The sequence below is a fragment of the Brenneria sp. L4-2C genome (genome assembly GCF_040240335.1).
Lineage (GTDB): Bacteria > Pseudomonadota > Gammaproteobacteria > Enterobacterales > Enterobacteriaceae > Brenneria.
Genome location: NZ_JBEIAC010000007.1, coordinates 43,324 through 61,229, shown reverse-complemented (window position 1 = coordinate 61,229; position 17,906 = coordinate 43,324). Strand labels below are relative to the sequence as shown.

Here is a 17,906-nt window from a genome sequence, read left to right as displayed (position 1 = left end):
ATCCTTTTTCCGTTATTCATCATCGTCGTTAAATTGATCGTCATAAGTTTCAGGGACAACGGCGCGCTGGCTGCGGCACTGATACCACCCCTCGTGGTAGTGGTAATGCCAGAGCACGGCCTGAAGGTCGTCGATACGGTGCGCGCCCCGCCACTCGCCGATGCCGTAAATAGACTCGGCAAAACAGAATGGGGTGGTGGTATCGCGGGTTTTATCCACTTCGCCGGCGTCGTACAGCGGCGAAATAGCCCGATACCCCGTCATAAGAGGCACCAGATAACCTGACGCAGGCTTCGGCAAATAACGCCAGTCGGCCTGTTCGCCGTCGACGTTATGCTTGTCTTCCACCGCCCCCATTTTGATGGCCGAGAAATCCAACCAGGCATCGATCATTTCCGCATCAGGATTAACGCTTTTGAGTTGCTCAAAATGATTTTTCAGCAGTTCGCTGCGATCCAGCAACACATAGCCGGGCAATAAACGACGCATGACGTTGCGCGTTTGCGCGCCGTTTGACGGGAAAGCCATCACATCAACTTTACGGACATCCGTGATAATGCCGCCGGCCAGCCGCTGGTTTACGCATAGTCTGGTTAAATGCTCCGCCAACGCGCGCGCACCTTCATCGCCATCGGCAATCGCGCCGCGACATTCGATCAGCAAAGAAACCGTCATATGCATACGGCCTTCTTCATTGAACGCGGCGGTTTTCGCTTCTTTGGTTAATGGATTACGCGTCAGGGCGAACGCGCGTTCCCAGCTGGAGCCATAGGCATGAAGCTGCTGTTTATGGCAAATCACGCCGCAGCCATGCAGCGTCAGGTTCCGACTTTGATGTAGCCGACGGGAAAGCGCATGGGTGTAACCTAAAAAATGAGTAATGGCGGGAAAACCATAGGTTAACCCGGCAATGGCATTGGCGTTTTCTACCCTAACATGGTGCAGAATAATCAGTGAACTCATGGCATTTCCTCCGTCAACGCGGACTCCCACTCCCGCATCCGACGTTTGAACAGCGCCGCCGTCGACCATTCACGCCGTTCAACTTCGCTGAAACGTAATTGTTCATCCTCCAGTTGACGGTTCAGCCAGACGCCGAAATCATGAGCGATCTCTTGTTGCCAGTCAGCGCCTTCGCGTTCAAATTTAAAATCCGGGTCAGATACGGCGCGATAGGGATCGAGCCACAACTGCTGGGAACGCTTCAACTGGCAGTCGTCGTCATAACTCCAGCCGGCCGCCAGACTCTGAATCGCGGCCGCATAGTTAAACAGGCTATCAATAATGCTATCGAGGTACGCGCCGCGCTGCTGACGGATTTCCATTGTGTTGCCGACGGGTTTTACGCTGAGCAGAAATTGCCGCATCAGCCGTACCGCCGGGCGCGCAAGATATTCAAATTCACCGCGAGGACGAAAAATGGATTTATGCCGTAACGGCGGCTTCGCGATGCTTTCCCAGACCGGGGCGGCGCAAGGCAATAAGTAGGATTTTCCCCGGCGGCCGCTGTTAAGAAACGAGATATTCTGCGGCTTGGTGCCGCCCATGTTCTGTGCGGCAAGGTTTGGATAGAACACCTCAATCCCATCAAGCCGACGCTGTTCTTTTCTGGCCTGACGTATCGCTTTCGCCTCATCGCTGAAACGCGCGGCCGTAATGCGCTGATATAGCGCATGAGCCAGTGAGGATGAATACAGCGGGCTGATTAAGTGGTATTGGCTATTGTCAGGGGCATCGGATAAGGGAAAGTAGATCTGCTTGGCCAGCTTGTGGGAACTCGGTTGCTTATCCGTCAGCGCCTGCTTAAAACCGGCGACCCACTGCGCCAGTTGTTGCGGATCGTCCGTTAGCGCGGCGAACGCGGAAGCGTCGTCCCGCTGTAATGCCGCGGCCAGCGAATCCCCCTGGTATTCAGTCTGTAGCAATTTAGCCACATCCAGCGCTGCGGCGTTCCCTACCGCGTCCACCTCCGGCTGCTTGAGCGCGGCGGTAGAAAGGTATGTCGGTTTTTCCTCATCAGACGCCATACTAAACACGCTGCTGCCTTTGGCGTCGCTGTGGGTAAACTTCAACGCATGCGTGACCAGACTAATCTGTCCGGCGCGGAAAGCCGCATCGGTCAGCCAGGCCTGGATCTGGTAACGGTGGTTAATATCCTGTCGCTCGGCCGCCAGCGCAGGTTCATCATCGGAAAACTTTTTCTCCGCCGCTTCAAGTTTGAGACGTTTGCGGTTTTCGATGTAATCGATAATAAACCGGCTTAGTCCGTCCTCTTCCATCATCATTCTCCTTTTATTTCACCCGAGTGCGCCAAACACCCCGAGTAGCGGGTGCCACAGCCACCTTTCGTTTTTCTCTTCATCACGTATCGGTAAGTTGATTTCGCCAAACCGCTGACTCACGGCGCTGAACTCCATATCCAGCTTTTCCGACAGTTGCGCATAAATGTCCTGATAGTCCACCGTCAGCCAACTGCTGACGCCCGCGGCGAACGCCACGTCGACGGGATGGAAGACATAGCTCGATTTCCAGCCGCGCTCGCCGCTGTCCGGCATTTTGAACTCAGGCGCATCGCCTTCTTCGGCGATCCATAAATAATGCTGTTCATCCGGATATGACTGGCGAAACGGCATACGGCGTTGCAGTTCGCCGCTCCAGTCGGCGGAGGTTTTCCACCACAGGGCCGCGTAATAATCCGCCACATTATTCTTCATCCCCTGCATCGCTTTGCGCAGCATATGATGTTCCAGATCCACCAGATTTTCCGCCGGTTTTGGCGCTTCCCGCGTCTGGATCCGCGGGATCGCGCTGATGACGCGATACTGGCTTTCCGTCAGCAGATCCGCCAGATCGTGACTAACCAGCGTTGGATCCGCCGCCCCGGAAGATTCAAACCCCGGACGACAATAGGCGGGATAGTGTTCTCGCAGCGCCTTTACGTTCTTACGTAAAATATGCAGATTCGGCGCGGCGGGCGCCTGCCGGCGATGGCGCTGTATTCGCCCGGCGAGCTGAATCAAAGAACGCATGGAACTGGGTTCGGCAATCGCCCAGTCATAATCATGGTCTCGACCCACCTCCGCGACCGAGGTTGCCAGCACCACAAACAGATGATGCCGTTCCTGGTCATGCGCCAACGCCTGCCGGATTTCCGCCATCTGCCATAACGCATCCGGCTCATAACGGGTGAGCGAAGCATCCAGCCGCTGCTCGATAAAAGAACGCATCGCCAGCGGATGCCGGCTGTGATAAACGCAGTAATGCACGCGGTAATCGTCAGGCGAAGGCGTTGTCAACAGGCAGCGGGCCACGGCGACCAACGGATTGATATTCGCCATCCGAATCAACCCCAACGACACGGTTTTGCCTGAGGAGTGCGTCTGATGATGAGCCTGATGCAACGTCATCATCGATTGATGGAGACGTTTCGCGACACCGGCTATCACCGATTCGACTTTGGTATCGGCGATCGAAACCGGAACCAACTCAGCCAGACGCAACGCCGGCTCCTGTTGCAATTTTTCCACTCTCGCCGCCACAAAGGCGTCATGCGCCAGCTTAAAGGTCTTGCCCGTCTGGTGATCGCTTTGCTGTGCGCCATGCTCATCAAACCAGGCGCAGCAAACGTTAACGGGCGTATCCGGCTGGCCCCATGCCTGCTGAAAGTCGGCCCGCCCGCTGCGATAGGCGTTAAATAGCGTTTGAATCAATGTCGGAGGCAAGGTAGCGGATGAGAGCAGTACGCGGGAACCGAGCATTCCGGCCCAGTTCACTAATCGACATAAAGCAGGCAGATCGTTAATGTCAAAGTCATCCGGTTCATCCAGCACCAGATCGGACGTTAACAACCGCAACATGGGCGCAATCTGTTTGCCGCCGCGCACGCCTTCCGTGGCGGGGATCAAATGATCGATCGTCGACACCAATACCGGCGCGCTCAACAATTTATGCAGCTTCGGACTTTTGTTTAGCCAGGCGCTGAGACGGCCATCATCCAGACTACCGTCATAGCTGACGTACTGATGCTCGGCGAACAAGGCATCGGCGGACTCACTCCCCGACCGTTCGGCGATATTGGCGGCGTCGCGGTTCAGTGTATGCAGTTGCGTCACGGACTGCGAACCAATCAGTACCGCTAAATCGTCATCCTGGAGCGTCAATTTTTCCCGTAGCGCATCGCCGGTTTGCAGCGTCAAGGTTCGCAGCCCCAGCGCGACGGAAAAACGGCAGCCCTGCTTTTCATCCGCTAACCCATACATAATGCGGGCATTGGCAAAGGTCTTGCCGCAACCGGTCGAGGCCATGTTTACCCCGAAAAAACCCTGATGCGCGGAACGCTCGCGCAGCGCGCCGGCCACGTCAAATGCGCGATCCTGCCAACGATATTTGGCGTGGGAACTACGCTGTTTAAACCCCTTATGCCGGGTAATGGACGGCAAGGTTTTTCTCAACTGCGGCAGGCTACGCCCCAGCAGCAAGGCATTTTGCCCGACGCCGATACAATGCTCGTCCAGCTTCTGTTTCATTTCTCCGCTCTGGCGATCGGTGTTGGCAATCGCGGCATAGCCGATATCCTGCCAACCCGCAACCGGGGTTAGTGAAGAGTAGTGATGGTCGGCCAGCATCAGGGTCAGGCGCGCCAGATGGCTGGAAAAACGCTGGCTGAGCAAACCGTAGTGCGTCAGCGATCCCAATTGTCTTGCGCGATCAGCAAATTTGCGTGCTTTGCCGCGCCATATCTTGCTGCGTATCGGCGTACCGTACGGAAAGCGCCAAACCGACTGTTTGTCCCGCTCGTTCCACACTTCCTTATCCACATTGATGGAGTTCCATAAGGCGGTAAGCTGCTGCGTGAGCCAGCTATCAGCCGCTTTCAGTTGCGGAGGAACGGTATAATTTTTTGTCGCCGGATAAGCAGGCAAACGATGATGCGACACGATCAGCCAGGCGACGGTAGCGGCCAGCGGCGGCAACGTTTTAAAAGGATTGCTGAACGGTTCAAGACCGTCTTTTTGCAGACGCGCCAGCAGCCGGGCTTCATCCGCAATATCAATCTGGCTAAGGGCCGTCAGCCAGCCGGCATCATCACGATCGCCGACAAACGCCTGAAACAGGCGCAGAGAGACCCACTCATGCCGATAGGGCTGGAAGGTTTTTCCCTTGCCGGACAGCCCTTGCTGAAATAACGCATTGGCTTTGCCAAAGTCATGAAACAACCCGGCAATCGCGGCCAGCAGACTAATCGCTTCAATGCTGTGCCACTGATTTTCATCCTGCGATTTCAAAATATCGCGTTCAGTGGCGTTCGTCGGCACGACGCCTTGCGCATTAAAACGACGCAGATTACCGACAATCCACAGTAATTCCGTTCGGTTGGCGCTTTTTATCCAGTGACAGGCAACGGCTGTATTACGCCGGGCCGTTTTACGCAACAGTTTACGTAACGTATTCAACCCTTCCAGCGTAATCGCCGTCTGCCAGGTACGTTCACCTTTGCGTTCGGCAAACTGATCCAATACGCGTCGGGTTTCGGTCAGCGCTCGTTTATTGCATTGGGAAACCAGCAGAATATTCATCGCCCGACCTGACTTAATTGCCCGGCAACCGTTTGCAGCGCATCGATCATGACATCCAGCGCCTCCGCCTGCTGAAAACTATTCAGGCAACGCTGGCGGAACTCTTGTTCGTCATCCCCGGCCATTGCCGCAATAAACGCCTGCGGCAATATCAGCGCATCTTTAATCAGATCCGCCACATCAAATACCAGTCCGCCGCGACGCGTTTTACCATGCAAAACGGCCAGCCCGTGCGGCAGGCCAATAACCCAGGTGGCAACCGCCGCCAACCCATAAGCCAGATAGTTGCCATGATCGAGAAAACGGTTCGCCAGATCGACGCCGCCACCCCGTTTCGCACGAACAAACTCGCCATAATTAACAGCATTGGCTGCCAGTTTATACAGCGCTTTGGTCATCACCGCCTCCTGCGCCAGAAGATCGTTGCTGTTGGTACACTGCGGCAAGCTGTGTTCATAACGGTCAAGCAAAGCCAGTAGCCTGTCGTTACTCAGCGTGAATCCCTGTTCTCTTTCCATACGGCTATTCAGCCAGTGACGACGGATCTGGGTAATTCGCACCTTTTGAAAAGCCACCGCCGCAGCCAGCCGTTTTTCATCATCAAACCAGAAACTCACCCAGTCCTGTAAATATTCTGTCGGTCGGTATTCACTCTGCGGCGTCAGCCATGAAACATCGACTTCCATTTCATTAGCCGAAAATAACGGCGTTCCGCCTCCGCCGCAAAAACCGATCATCACGCCGGCGCGAGCAAATTCACGCATGGCCGCCTGAGTAATTGATGTCCCGGTTCCCAACATAATAACGCTGGTATTGGCGATAGGGATATTCCAATATAGCGACTGCTTCCCTTCATCAGTAACATATTCAACCCGCCCGCCGTTGACTAAAATACGACAATATTGCAGGTAATAAATATTAGAGCGTTTGGAATGCAGAATAGTTTTTAGATCAGAGGGGCTAAATGCGTTGTCCATATGCAACAATCCTGAAAAATATATTTCACAAATAGAGTTTTTTATAGGTTAGGCGTTATTTATGAACAAAAATTTACGCCAACATTTAATATAGAAAAGAAAATATTTATAGCAATGATTTAATTAAAATAGAGAGAGCGGGTTCTGAATTTTATCGAAGAATGAAATGTCTAACATCGCAAAACCGCGCTCCAGCCCTTCCTTTTTGCTAACAAAGGGCAGGATAAGATCACGTACATAAATTAACCATTCGGTTATCAATACTTTGATATTACGTTCAAATATGACCTGATACTCGCTTTTAGGGGGCATCCCCGCCATATCCCCCATCGTCTGCGCCATAACCCCGTCATCCCCGCGACAGTAGGCGGGGATCTCCCACTGAAACCGTAAATAGTCATTGAGTGATTCCCGCCTGCGCGAGAATGACACAGAAGAGTACCCGTCATCCCCGCGGCAGTAGGCGGGGATCTCCTGCTGAAACCGTAATTATAGTCATTGAGTGATTCCCGCCTGCGCGAGAATGACACAGAAGAGTACCCGTCATCCCCGCGGCAGTAGGCGGGGATCTCCTGCTGAAACCGTAAATAGTCATTGACTGATTCCCGCCTGCGCGAGAATGACACAGAAGAGTACCCGTGATCCCCGCGGCAGTAGGCGGGGATCTCCTGCTGAAACGGTAATTATAGTCATTGAGTGATTCCCGCCTGCCTAGGGAATGACCAAGAATCAACACTCGTGCGGTCGCCCTGTAACAAAAGGAGTCCGTGTAACCCTTTTTCACGACACATTTCATATATCAATTAAATTCAATAGGTTATGTGTAGTGAAATAAAAAAGGGTATAGCGAGAACATTAACGATTGTTCTTTTGAAATCAATCAACTACTGTTGATTGACAACGGTTCACTGCCGTACAGGCAGCTTAGAAAAATACTGACGGCAGTCTCAATCATCTTGAGGTGTTCACTGCCGTACAGGCAGCTTAGAAACACGGGACTGCAAATCAGAGACGAGAGTTATCGTTCACTGCCGTACAGGCAGCTTAGAAATGAGAAAATCATGCCGGGCATGTATTTATTGCGTTCACTGCCGTACAGGCAGCTTAGAAAATGCAATCATATCCAGAAAAGACTGAAGGTTTGTTCACTGCCGTACAGGCAGCTTAGAAAGTCCGAGGATGTGCAGAGAGCATTTCAGGGACGTTCACTGCCGTACAGGCAGCTTAGAAAAAACCGCGTTCGGTCGAACAGCCGATGCATACGTTCACTGCCGTACAGGCAGCTTAGAAAAGAACGCGCCAGCGCTGATTTTCTCGCCGTTAGTTCACTGCCGTACAGGCAGCTTAGAAACCTGGTGCTGGGCCAGCGGTCTTATCGAAATTGTTCACTGCCGTACAGGCAGCTTAGAAACGTTGGGGCGGTCCATTCGGCAGCCGGCAGGAGTTCACTGCCGTACAGGCAGCTTAGAAAGGCAAACGCTGGCCGAGAAAAAAGAAGAGATCGTTCACTGCCGTACAGGCAGCTTAGAAAACATCAGGCCGGAGCGACAGCGCTGCCTGAACGTTCACTGCCGTACAGGCAGCTTAGAAATCCGCTGGCCAGACGATGTTGCCGGTGTCCGGGTTCACTGCCGTACAGGCAGCTTAGAAAGCCGGCAGCTTTCCGGAATTACCGGATAGTTGGTTCACTGCCGTGCAGGCAGATAACTGTAAGGCAAAGCTTCACCTTTGCAGTGAAACTTTGCCCGTTTTAATGGCGTGATTGAGTTGAAAAGAAAAACAGCGAAGCCATCCTCCAGCGGAGAATGGCTTCGGGCAGGGTTAGAACGAGGTCCAGTCCTGTGAACTATCCGCCGGTTTGTTCGCGGTCGGCGCTAACTTGCCGGCCGCCGGCAACGCGGAGGATTGCGAGAAGCTGCTCGCATCGGCGGGACGCATTAATGCAGGCGCGTCGCCCAGCTTAAACGTACGCACCGATTCGGCCAATATCGACGCCTGAGATTGCAACGAAAGCGCCGCTGAAGCCGATTCCTCCACCAGCGCGGCGTTTTGCTGCGTGGTGCTATCGATCTGACCGACGGCGATATTAATCTGATTAACGCCGTCGCTCTGTTCATTGCTGGCCTGGGCGATTTCGCTGATGATATCATTCACGTCCTGAACGTTAGTCGTCAGGTCGCTGATATTTCCTTCGGCATTATCCACCAACTGCATCCCTTCTTGGATTTTTCCGACGGAGTCATCGATCAGTTCCTTGATTTCTTTGGCGGCCGTGGCGCTACGCTGCGCCAGAGAACGCACTTCGCCCGCCACCACGGCGAAACCGCGCCCTTGTTCGCCGGCGCGAGCCGCTTCAACCGCCGCATTCAACGCCAGAATATTGGTCTGGAAGGCAATGCCGTCGATTACGCTGATAATTTCCGCCATTCGCTGGGAAGAATCGCGAATTCCACGCATTTTTTGCGTCACGGAGGTCATTACCTCGCTGCTGCGCTGTGCGGAATCCGACGCTTTGTTGGCGATCGACGTGGCATGGTGAGTATTGTCGGCGGTGTTTTTAATGGTCGAGGTCAACTCTTCCATCGAAGACGCCGTTTGTTCCAGCGAGCTGGCCTGCTCTTCCGTACGCGCCGACAGATCCTGGTTACCCGCCGCGATCTGGGAAGAGGCGGTGGTGATGGACTCCGCCCCTTCACGCACCTGGCTGACGATTTCCCGCAGACTGACATTCATATACTCCAGCGCCTGTAGCAATTGATTGCTTTCGTCTTTACCCTGCGCTTCGATTTTTGACGTCAGATCGCCTTTCGCCACGCGATTAGCCACCTGCAACGCCTGATTAATCGGTACGGTTATGCTGCGCGTCATCACTAGCGCAATCACGCCGCCAAACAGGATACAACCGAATAATATCCCCAGCAGCAACCAGCGGCTAAAGCTATAGGTTTGCGCCATATCGCTAACCGTATCGCCCATGGCGTCATCCTGATGATCGATCAGTTTGTTGATAGCCTGACGATATTTGCTCTGAGCGATATCCGTGTGGGTATTGAACTCATTAATAGCGGCGTCCTGATCGCCTGCCGCAACCAGATCGATGATTTTTTGTCCCGAATTTTTAAAATCAGTCCGATATTGTTTAATCTCATCCATAATGCGTTGAGATGTCGGGTCGGTCGCCGTGGTTTCGATTTTATTCATTAATGCGACAATATCGGCGGATACGTTAACAATCTCATCCAGTACCGCCTTGGTTTTATCCTCGCCTTTTACCACCAACAGTTTTTGATAGGCCAAAACCCCGGCATTCACATTATCAATCAGTCGATTTGACTCCACGGTCTGTGGATAGACATCTTCAACGATGCCGCGCGCATCATCATAAAAGTCGGATAATCGCGAAATCGAGATCAGGCTGATAAGACAAATCATAACAACAAGAAGAATAAACCAGGCCACCAAACGTGTGCCGATTTTCCAGTCGGATAAACGCATATCTCCCCCTTAACTACATAAAAAAACAAACTATTCCAGAGAACGACACGAGAGAGATGTCAACAAGATGTGCAGCTATGAAGGAGAGGGGTCACTATGAATAACATAAACAAATGCAAAAACAGCAACTCAGACAAAATCACTACCGCCGAGATTCAAAAACAATGCTTACAGCCTGAAGAAAATAGCTTAAACCAGATTCCTATATAGAAACGAAGGTAAGAAACATCCAGCCAGAAACACCTATCGGATATCAGTATCCTTTCTCAAATCCATCCGCAACAGTCACTCTCACTGTGCTAACTGTTCTATCGGCCTGACCGGATATATCTTTACTGCCCAATCGCTAAAACATGCGAAACAACGCATGGGATAACCCATAAATCCATATCATCAATGGGTTTGAATCAAAAAATTTTAAGGCCCAGAGAGACTGACTTTGACGCTACTCCCCTTGCAGGGTAACAACCAGTGTGCGGCCGCCGCCGTGATTGCGGTGTTCGCATAAATAAATGCCCTGCCAGATGCCGACGTTAAGACGTCCGTTGCTGATGGGGAGCGTCAGACTGCTCCCTAACAGACTGCCCTTCAGATGGGCGGGCATATCGTCGCTGCCCTCATCGACATGCCGATAATAGGGCTCATCCTCCGGCACCAGACGATTGAAGAAACGCTCGAAATCCTGCCGCACGGTAGGATCGGCGTTTTCATTCAGCGTCAGGGACGCCGAGGTATGTTGGATAAAAACATGCATTAGACCGACCCTGATGCGCCGCAGTTCGCTGACCTGAGCGAGCACTTCATCGGTAATCAAATGGAAGCCTCTGGCTTTAGGCTTCAGGCGAATTTCATGTTGTATCCACATAGCTACCTCAGCTTATCGGTGAAGGTTACGCAGGTTGACGCGCCAGCATCGGTTTCAGGAAACGCGCCGTATGCGACTGTTCGCACTCGGCGACCGTCTCCGGCGTCCCGGATACCAGAATTTCCCCGCCGCCGCTGCCGCCCTCCGGTCCCAGATCGACAATCCAGTCCGCGGTTTTAATCACATCCAGATTATGTTCGATCACCACGATGGTATTGCCCTGATCGCGCAGTTGGTGCAGCACCGCCAGCAATTGCTGGATATCGGCAAAGTGCAGACCGGTGGTCGGTTCATCCAGGATATACAGCGTCTGCCCGGTGCCGCGTTTCGACAGCTCGCGCGCCAGCTTGACGCGCTGCGCCTCGCCGCCGGACAGCGTGGTGGCGGATTGGCCCAGACGAATATACGACAGGCCGACGTCAATCAGGGTTTGCAGCTTGCGCGCCAGCGCCGGGATCGCATCAAAGAACTCGCGGGCTTCTTCAATGGTCATATCCAGTACTTCATGAATGCCCTTGCCTTTGTACTTAATTTCCAGCGTTTCGCGGTTATAACGTTTGCCCTTGCACTGGTCGCACGGCACGTAGATATCCGGCAGGAAGTGCATTTCGACTTTGATGACCCCATCGCCCTGACAGGCTTCGCAGCGGCCGCCGCGGACGTTAAAGCTGAAGCGGCCGGGATTATAGCCGCGCGCGCGCGACTCCGGCACGCCGGCGAACAGCTCGCGAATCGGCGTAAAGATGCCGGTATAGGTCGCCGGATTGGAGCGCGGCGTGCGGCCGATCGGACTTTGATCGATGTCGATGACCTTATCGAAATGCTCCAGCCCCTGAATGTCGCGGTAGGCCGCCGGTTCGGCCAACGTGGCGCCGTTAAGCTGACGCTGCGCCAGCGGGAATAAGGTGTCGTTAATCAGCGTGGATTTACCCGAACCGGACACCCCGGTGATGCAGGTAAAAAGCCCCACCGGCAGCGTCAGCGTCACGTCTTTCAGATTATTGCCCTTCGCGCCGATCAGTTTCAGCACTTTGGTCGGGTCGGCCGGCACCCGATGTTCGGGTACCTCAATCTTGCGTTTTCCGCTGAGGAACTGGCCGGTGAGCGATTCCGGCACCGCCATAATCTGTTGCATCGTCCCTTCCGCGACCACCTTGCCGCCATGCACGCCCGCGCCGGGGCCGATATCAATCACATGGTCGGCGGCGCGAATCGCGTCTTCGTCATGTTCAACCACAATCACGGTATTGCCCAGATTGCGCAAATGAATCAGCGTTTCCAGCAGGCGTTCATTATCACGCTGATGCAGGCCGATGGACGGTTCGTCCAGCACGTACATCACCCCGACCAGGCCCGCGCCGATCTGACTTGCCAGACGGATACGCTGCGCTTCGCCGCCGGACAGGGTTTCCGCCGAACGCGACAGCGACAGATAGTTCAGCCCGACATTCACCAGAAACTTCAGCCGATCGCCGATTTCCTTCAGCACCTTTTCGGCGATTTTGGCCCGCTGGCCGCTCAGTTTCATATTCTGAAAAAAGCTCATCGCATGGCCGATGCTCATATCGGAAATTTCCGGCAGCGTGGTCTGCTCAACGAACACATGGCGCGCCTCTTCGCGCAGCCGCGTGCCGCCGCAGCTGGCGCAAGGACGATTGCTGATGAATTTCGCCAGTTCTTCGCGCACCGCCGTGGATTCCGTCTCTTTATAGCGGCGCTCCATATTATGCAGCACCCCTTCAAACGGGTGACGACGCACCGAGGTATCCCCCCGGTCATTTATATATTTAAACTCGACGTTTTCCTTGCCTGAACCGTACAGGATCAGCTTCTGGACTGATTCGCCCAGGCTGTCGAACGGCGCATCGACATCGAACTTGTAGTGCTCCGCCAGCGAGCGCAGCATCTGGAAATAATAGAAGTTACGCCGATCCCAGCCGCGGATCGCGCCGCCCGCCAGCGACAGTTCCCCGTTCTGTATCACGCGCGCCGGATCGAAAAACTGCTGCACGCCCAGGCCATCGCAGCTTGGGCAGGCGCCCGCCGGGTTGTTGAACGAAAACATGCGCGGTTCCAGCTCATGCATGCTGTAGCCACATATCGGGCAGGCGAAATTCGCGGAAAACAGCAGCTCGGGTACCGTCGGGTCGTCCATATCCGCCACCACCGCGCTGCCGCCGGACAATTCGAGCGTCGTTTCGAACGACTCCGCCAGGCGCTGCGCCAGATCGTCGCGCACTTTGAAGCGATCGACGACGACTTCGATGGTGTGCTTTTTCTGCAACTCCAGCTTCGGCGGATCGGACAGATCGCACACTTCGCCGTCAATACGCGCCCGGATGTAACCCTGCGTCGCCAGATTTTCCAGCGTCTTGCTGTGCTCGCCCTTGCGATCTTTCACCACCGGCGCCAGCAGCATCAGCCGTTTGCCCTCCGGCTGAGACAGTACGTTATCCACCATCTGGCTGACGGTCTGCGCATCCAGCGGAACGTCATGCTCCGGGCAGCGCGGCTCGCCGACGCGGGCAAACAGCAGGCGCAGGTAATCGTGAATTTCGGTAATGGTGCCGACGGTGGAGCGCGGGTTATGGGAGGTCGATTTCTGCTCAATGGAAATCGCGGGCGACAACCCTTCGATATGATCGACGTCCGGCTTCTCCATCAGCGACAAAAACTGGCGCGCGTAGGCGGAGAGAGATTCAACGTAACGCCGCTGCCCTTCGGCATATAACGTGTCAAACGCCAGCGATGACTTGCCTGATCCGGATAATCCGGTGATCACAATCAGCTTGTCGCGTGGAATTATCAGGTTGATATTTTTGAGATTATGAGTACGGGCACCACGAACTTCGATCTTATCCATTCACACACTTCCCGGAATAAATACTGTTTTGCATTATCTCGTGGACGGAGACAACCGGTACGAAACATGCAATTATGGCACAAAAAAAACGTCAGGCGCGTTTTTAACGTTGACGGAAACAGCCGGTAAAGGCACCGAACCGGAATAGCCTACCACCAAAAAGACTGAATGGATATCCAGTTATTGGGGCGTTTTTTATGCAAGTGCTGTAATCAGCATTTTCATTGCTGAAGCTATTTCGCAGGTATGATAGAAATTCGTATCATGCTAAAATTGATCGTTTAGACTTAAGCTAAATTAAGTGATTCATCAGGAGAGACGAGCATGGCCAGCAGAGGCGTTAATAAAGTGATTCTTGTCGGCAATCTGGGGCAGGACCCGGAAGTCCGCTATATGCCGAACGGTGGTGCTGTCGCCAACATCACGCTGGCTACGTCGGAAAGCTGGCGTGACAAGCAAACTGGCGAGCAGAAAGAGAAAACCGAATGGCACCGCGTGGTACTGTTCGGCAAGCTGGCCGAAGTCGCGGGCGAATACCTGCGCAAAGGCTCTCAGGTTTATATCGAAGGTTCGCTGCAAACCCGTAAATGGACCGATCAGTCCGGCGTGGACAAATACACTACCGAAGTGGTGGTCAATATCGGCGGCACCATGCAGATGCTGGGCGGCCGTCAGGGCGGCGGCGGCGCGCCGGCCGGCGGACAGCAGTCCGGCGGTTGGGGACAACCGCAGCAGCCGCAGGGCGGCAACCAGTTCAGCGGCGGCGCACAGGCTCAGCCTGCTGCACGCCCGGCGCAGAACAACTCGCCGGCGGCAAGCAACGAACCGCCGATGGACTTTGACGACGATATTCCGTTCTGATCCGGCATTAAAATATCTTTAGTCATCTCAATAAAGCCCCGTAAATTCGGGGCTTTATTGTTTTATTCAGTAGATTGACAGCGACTTTTACTACCGGCATACCTTTCAGCGCCGGCGCATGGATAGCGCAATATCGACTATTTCATTAATCGCCGGTCAAAGAAGAATGGCAATTCTCTTGTACTGTTCAGGCATGGCGTAAAACCGGAATGGTTCGGATTAAGTATGGCGTTATTTTCGGCTGGAATGATGCTGGACGGTATAATCAGCGCCACCCCCTCAGCGGATTGCAACCACCCCGTTCCAATGTCCATCGTCGATACGGGCGCGGGATCCTGTCGCCAGTTATCAGGAAAAAATTCTGGCGCGAGGGAAGCCACCTCATCGTCAGGAATATCAATACTGAACAACGAATACTGCTCCAGAATGGCTTCTTTGGATACGTGTACCAGTATTTCCAGCGCGGCAAGCGAAATCGATGTGGAAACATAGATGGCCGGATATCCTTTATGGTTCCAGCGTCCGCCATATTGTTTGGCGCCATATCCGGTCCAGGCTTCTGAGGCATAAGCGGTTTTTATCAGCCGATAAAAAATCATGAAAAGACGCCGTGTTCCAGCCTGCCGATCAGATCCAAAACTTCCAGAGCGCCGCTCTCTGTGGAAATCAGAGAAATGGGGGCGACATGGCCTAAACCTTTAACCGGGAGGCTGAGCCAGCAGTATGCGTCTTCTTTATTCCCGTCAAAAAGCTGTACCGCCGCATCCATTACGCGAACAAAACGCGCGACCCGCTCGCTTTCATCGGGAGAGAGGTTTTTGCCCGCGTTCTTACGCCGCGCAACGTTACGCTCGTTGATGCCGGTGACTCTCATAATGTCTGCTTTGGACATTGCCGACCAGTGGCGAATATTGTCCAGCACATCGACAGGCAGACCGACTTTCAGTAGACGGGTGAGTTCAAGCCCGCGCGCCGGCAGGCCCGCATAGCGCCAGAGCGCATTATCATGCGATCGACTTTCAGGCACATAGGTTCTCATCGCTCCCCCTTCATTACTGACATTTGTCAGTATTCATTATGGACAATTGTCGGTTCTTTTCAAGGGCAAATGCTGAGCACATGCGGCGCCGTTTTCTCCTTCTTTAGTACAGTTCTATCCTGTAGCCGGCAATCCAATCGTCCGCACCGAATCGCGGACCACCACGCGCCCCGCCAGCTCGGTGCGCTGAGCAATCCCCAGCGCTTGTGATGGCGTCAATTGCTGCGTCAGCAGTTGCAGTGAAGCTCGGGCGATGGCCTCAAAGGGCAGATTTACGGTCGTGAGGGAAACGGGCAGCATGTCGATCGGCAAAATGTCGTCCATGCCCATAACGGAAATATCTTCCGGCACGCGTAGTCCATACTGATACAGGGCATCCACCACGCCGATAGCCTGATTATCCGCCGCACAAAACACGGCCGTTACGCCCATCCTGTCGGGATGGGCGGTCAACCAGCGTAATAAGGCATCCCGCGCGGTGCGCGGATGGAAGTCAGGCAGCGACAGAATCAGATCGTCATCCACCGCAATTCCCGCCTGGCATAACGCCTCACGGTAGCCCCGCTCGCGCTGTTTGATGGTTATGCGGGAAGTCCAGGTAAGATGAAGAATACGCCGATGACCCTGTTCAATGAGATAGCGCACGGCGGCGGCGGCCGAATAATGGTTGGCAGGCATCACGCAATTCAACCGCATAGCGGGGTCTTCCCCATTGATCAGCACCGCCGGAATGCCGCTTTCCGCAACGGCATTCAGCAACGTAGGATGATCATCGTTCACGATCAGAATGCCGCTTTCACGCCCGCCCTGTAGCTCACCCAACAGTTGTTGTTCGTTAATGGTATCGTGCTCTCCCAGGAAAGGACGCAGTTGGATATTGCGTTGCTGGCAGAGGTTTTTCAACGCGTTAATCAGCGTCAGCGAGACCAGGTTATAATCATTTTCCAGCATCAGATTGCGCGGCGTGGCCAGCATAATATGGCGCAGCGGCTCAGTATAAGGCGCCGCCGCTTTGCCCACCTTATGCAAGGGATAACCTTGCTCGGTCGCAATCGCCATAATCTGTCGTCTGACTTTGGCGCTGATGGGCGCTGTTCCGTTCAATGCGCGGGATACCGTGCTGATGGAAACGCCGGCAAGGTCGGCAATATCTTTGAGCGTCGACATCGTTATTTCATCCCCGTATTGGCAATACCCGTGGTGATGTATTTTTGCAAGAAGACAAATACCGCCGTCACCGGCAACAAAGAAAGCATGGTCATTGCCAATATATAGTGCCATTGCACGGAGAACTGCCCCTGGAACGCATTCAGACCTATTTGCAGCGTAAAATTATCCTGACTGGACAAGACAATCAGCGGCCAAAGGAAATCGTTCCAGCGCCAGATCACGGAAAAGATGGCTAAAACCGCCAGCGCGGGCGCCGTCAGCGGCAGAATGATCTTCCAGTAAATGCGAAATTCGCTCGCGGCATCAATACGCGCCGCTTCAATCAGTTCATCCGGGATAGTCAGCATATACTGACGCAGCAGGAAGACGCCCGTCGGCGTCGCCACGGTAGGAATAATGACGCCCCACAGGTTATCGCCCATATTCAGGCCGATCACCACCAGAAAGGTCGGCACCATCACCACCGACAGCGGAATCATCATGGTGGAGAGAAACATCGTTAATACCGTTCCCCGCCCGCGAAACTGGTATTTCGCCAGCGCAAAGGCCGCCATGGAACTCAATACCAAAGTCAACAGCGTCGCCATAACCGTTACGAATACGGTATTTTTCAGATAGGTGGTGAAATGGAACTTCGTCATCGGCGTGGTGTAATTTTCCATTTCCAGATGCAGCGTTTTCATCGGCACCAGATCCCGGGTCGGCACACGAACTTTCTCCTCCGGCGCATCAGGATTGACCAACTGGGCAATCAGACCGATACGACGCACCAGCGCCATGGTTTTATTACTGCCGTCCTCCTGTTTGACCTGCCACAACTCCAACGGTTTTGGGTAATCCGGCAAGGTGACGACGTCCGCCGCCTGCGGTAAAAAGCTGGGAGGGAAACGGTTGATCTCCGCAGGCGTTTTAAAAGACGACATCGCCGCCCACATCACCGGGATCAAAACCAACAGCGTACCCACCACCAGCCAGACCCAGCTCATGATATCCGTGATATGAACCCGTCCCGGATAGCGGGTGCGGGTGAGAAAGGTGATTATTTTCATCATGGCTCCCG

13 protein-coding genes and 1 CRISPR repeat array are annotated in these 17,906 nt (G+C 53.9%); of the genes, 1 reads left to right on the top strand and 12 read right to left on the bottom strand.

All coding sequences use genetic code 11. The features are described from left to right. Positions 1–12 precede the first annotated feature (12 nt). The 8 genes from csy2 to uvrA all read right to left on the bottom strand — a co-directional run bounded on the left by csy2 (position 13) and on the right by uvrA (position 13,776). Complete coding sequence (gene csy2 / locus ABRZ26_RS12350) at positions 13–963, bottom strand: type I-F CRISPR-associated protein Csy2 (protein ID WP_319604435.1); 951 nt, start codon at positions 961–963, stop codon at positions 13–15. Beyond that, positions 960–2,279 (bottom strand): type I-F CRISPR-associated protein Csy1, encoded by a 1,320-nt coding sequence (gene csy1, locus ABRZ26_RS12345; RefSeq protein WP_319604572.1) that lies wholly within the window; start codon positions 2,277–2,279, stop codon positions 960–962. The genes csy2 and csy1 overlap by 4 nt, the downstream gene beginning before the upstream one ends. Positions 2,280–2,297: 18 nt before the next feature. After that, the gene (gene cas3f / locus ABRZ26_RS12340) at positions 2,298–5,576 is read right to left on the bottom strand and encodes a type I-F CRISPR-associated helicase Cas3f (RefSeq protein WP_319604434.1); all 3,279 of its coding nucleotides are present in this window, start codon (positions 5,574–5,576) and stop codon (positions 2,298–2,300) included. After that, complete coding sequence (gene cas1f, locus ABRZ26_RS12335; protein ID WP_319604433.1) at positions 5,573–6,553, bottom strand: type I-F CRISPR-associated endonuclease Cas1f; 981 nt, start codon at positions 6,551–6,553, stop codon at positions 5,573–5,575. The genes cas3f and cas1f overlap by 4 nt, the downstream gene beginning before the upstream one ends. Before the next feature lie 123 nt (positions 6,554–6,676). Next, a complete protein-coding gene (locus ABRZ26_RS12330) occupies positions 6,677–6,895 on the bottom strand; it encodes a hypothetical protein (RefSeq protein ID WP_319604432.1) in 219 nt (72 codons plus the stop codon). Between the two features lie 561 nt (positions 6,896–7,456). After that, positions 7,457–8,204: a CRISPR direct-repeat array (repeat unit 28 nt; unit sequence GTTCACTGCCGTACAGGCAGCTTAGAAA). 170 nt (positions 8,205–8,374) lie between these two features. Further along, positions 8,375–10,048, bottom strand: coding sequence for a methyl-accepting chemotaxis protein (locus ABRZ26_RS12325; RefSeq protein WP_319604431.1), 1,674 nt, complete (start codon positions 10,046–10,048; stop codon positions 8,375–8,377). Positions 10,049–10,493: 445 nt separating this feature from the next. Then, positions 10,494–10,913: a secondary thiamine-phosphate synthase enzyme YjbQ gene (locus ABRZ26_RS12320; RefSeq protein ID WP_319604430.1), complete on the bottom strand. Its 420-nt coding sequence runs from the start codon at positions 10,911–10,913 to the stop codon at positions 10,494–10,496. A 25-nt stretch (positions 10,914–10,938) separates the two neighbouring features. Next, on the bottom strand, positions 10,939–13,776 hold the full coding sequence (gene uvrA / locus ABRZ26_RS12315; protein WP_319604429.1) for an excinuclease ABC subunit UvrA: 2,838 nt from the start codon (positions 13,774–13,776) through the stop codon (positions 10,939–10,941). Between the two features lie 324 nt (positions 13,777–14,100). Between uvrA and ssb1 the strand changes: the two genes are divergently transcribed. Then, positions 14,101–14,637 (top strand): single-stranded DNA-binding protein SSB1, encoded by a 537-nt coding sequence (gene ssb1 / locus ABRZ26_RS12310; protein ID WP_319604428.1) that lies wholly within the window; start codon positions 14,101–14,103, stop codon positions 14,635–14,637. A 137-nt stretch (positions 14,638–14,774) separates the two neighbouring features. Here ssb1 and ABRZ26_RS12305 read toward each other — a convergent pair whose 3' ends face one another. The 4 genes from ABRZ26_RS12305 to ABRZ26_RS12290 form a co-directional block, all read right to left on the bottom strand. After that, positions 14,775–15,236: an RES family NAD+ phosphorylase gene (locus tag ABRZ26_RS12305; RefSeq protein WP_319604427.1), complete on the bottom strand. Its 462-nt coding sequence runs from the start codon at positions 15,234–15,236 to the stop codon at positions 14,775–14,777. Next, positions 15,233–15,676, bottom strand: coding sequence for a type II RES/Xre toxin-antitoxin system antitoxin (gene parS / locus ABRZ26_RS12300; RefSeq protein ID WP_319604426.1), 444 nt, complete (start codon positions 15,674–15,676; stop codon positions 15,233–15,235). The genes ABRZ26_RS12305 and parS overlap by 4 nt, the downstream gene beginning before the upstream one ends. A 114-nt stretch (positions 15,677–15,790) precedes the next feature. Next, a complete protein-coding gene (locus tag ABRZ26_RS12295; protein WP_319604425.1) occupies positions 15,791–16,843 on the bottom strand; it encodes a LacI family DNA-binding transcriptional regulator in 1,053 nt (350 codons plus the stop codon). A gap of 2 nt (positions 16,844–16,845) precedes the next feature. After that, a complete protein-coding gene (locus tag ABRZ26_RS12290) occupies positions 16,846–17,898 on the bottom strand; it encodes a carbohydrate ABC transporter permease (protein ID WP_319604424.1) in 1,053 nt (350 codons plus the stop codon). Between the last annotated feature and the right edge of the window lie 8 nt (positions 17,899–17,906).

Bases quoted from the DNA above. Each gene is read 5' to 3' on its own strand.
- csy2 (WP_319604435.1), bottom strand. From the start codon at position 963: ATGAGTTCACTGATTATTCTGCACCATGTTAGGGTAGAAAACGCCAAT.
- csy1 (WP_319604572.1), bottom strand. From the start codon at position 2,279: ATGGAAGAGGACGGACTAAGCCGGTTTATTATCGATTACATCGAAAAC.
- cas3f (WP_319604434.1), bottom strand. From the start codon at position 5,576: ATGAATATTCTGCTGGTTTCCCAATGCAATAAACGAGCGCTGACCGAA.
- cas1f (WP_319604433.1), bottom strand. From the start codon at position 6,553: ATGGACAACGCATTTAGCCCCTCTGATCTAAAAACTATTCTGCATTCC.
- ABRZ26_RS12330 (WP_319604432.1), bottom strand. From the start codon at position 6,895: ATGGCGCAGACGATGGGGGATATGGCGGGGATGCCCCCTAAAAGCGAG.
- ABRZ26_RS12325 (WP_319604431.1), bottom strand. From the start codon at position 10,048: ATGCGTTTATCCGACTGGAAAATCGGCACACGTTTGGTGGCCTGGTTT.
- ABRZ26_RS12320 (WP_319604430.1), bottom strand. From the start codon at position 10,913: ATGTGGATACAACATGAAATTCGCCTGAAGCCTAAAGCCAGAGGCTTC.
- uvrA (WP_319604429.1), bottom strand. From the start codon at position 13,776: ATGGATAAGATCGAAGTTCGTGGTGCCCGTACTCATAATCTCAAAAAT.
- ssb1 (WP_319604428.1), top strand. From the start codon at position 14,101: ATGGCCAGCAGAGGCGTTAATAAAGTGATTCTTGTCGGCAATCTGGGG.
- ABRZ26_RS12305 (WP_319604427.1), bottom strand. From the start codon at position 15,236: ATGATTTTTTATCGGCTGATAAAAACCGCTTATGCCTCAGAAGCCTGG.
- parS (WP_319604426.1), bottom strand. From the start codon at position 15,676: ATGAGAACCTATGTGCCTGAAAGTCGATCGCATGATAATGCGCTCTGG.
- ABRZ26_RS12295 (WP_319604425.1), bottom strand. From the start codon at position 16,843: ATGTCGACGCTCAAAGATATTGCCGACCTTGCCGGCGTTTCCATCAGC.
- ABRZ26_RS12290 (WP_319604424.1), bottom strand. From the start codon at position 17,898: ATGATGAAAATAATCACCTTTCTCACCCGCACCCGCTATCCGGGACGG.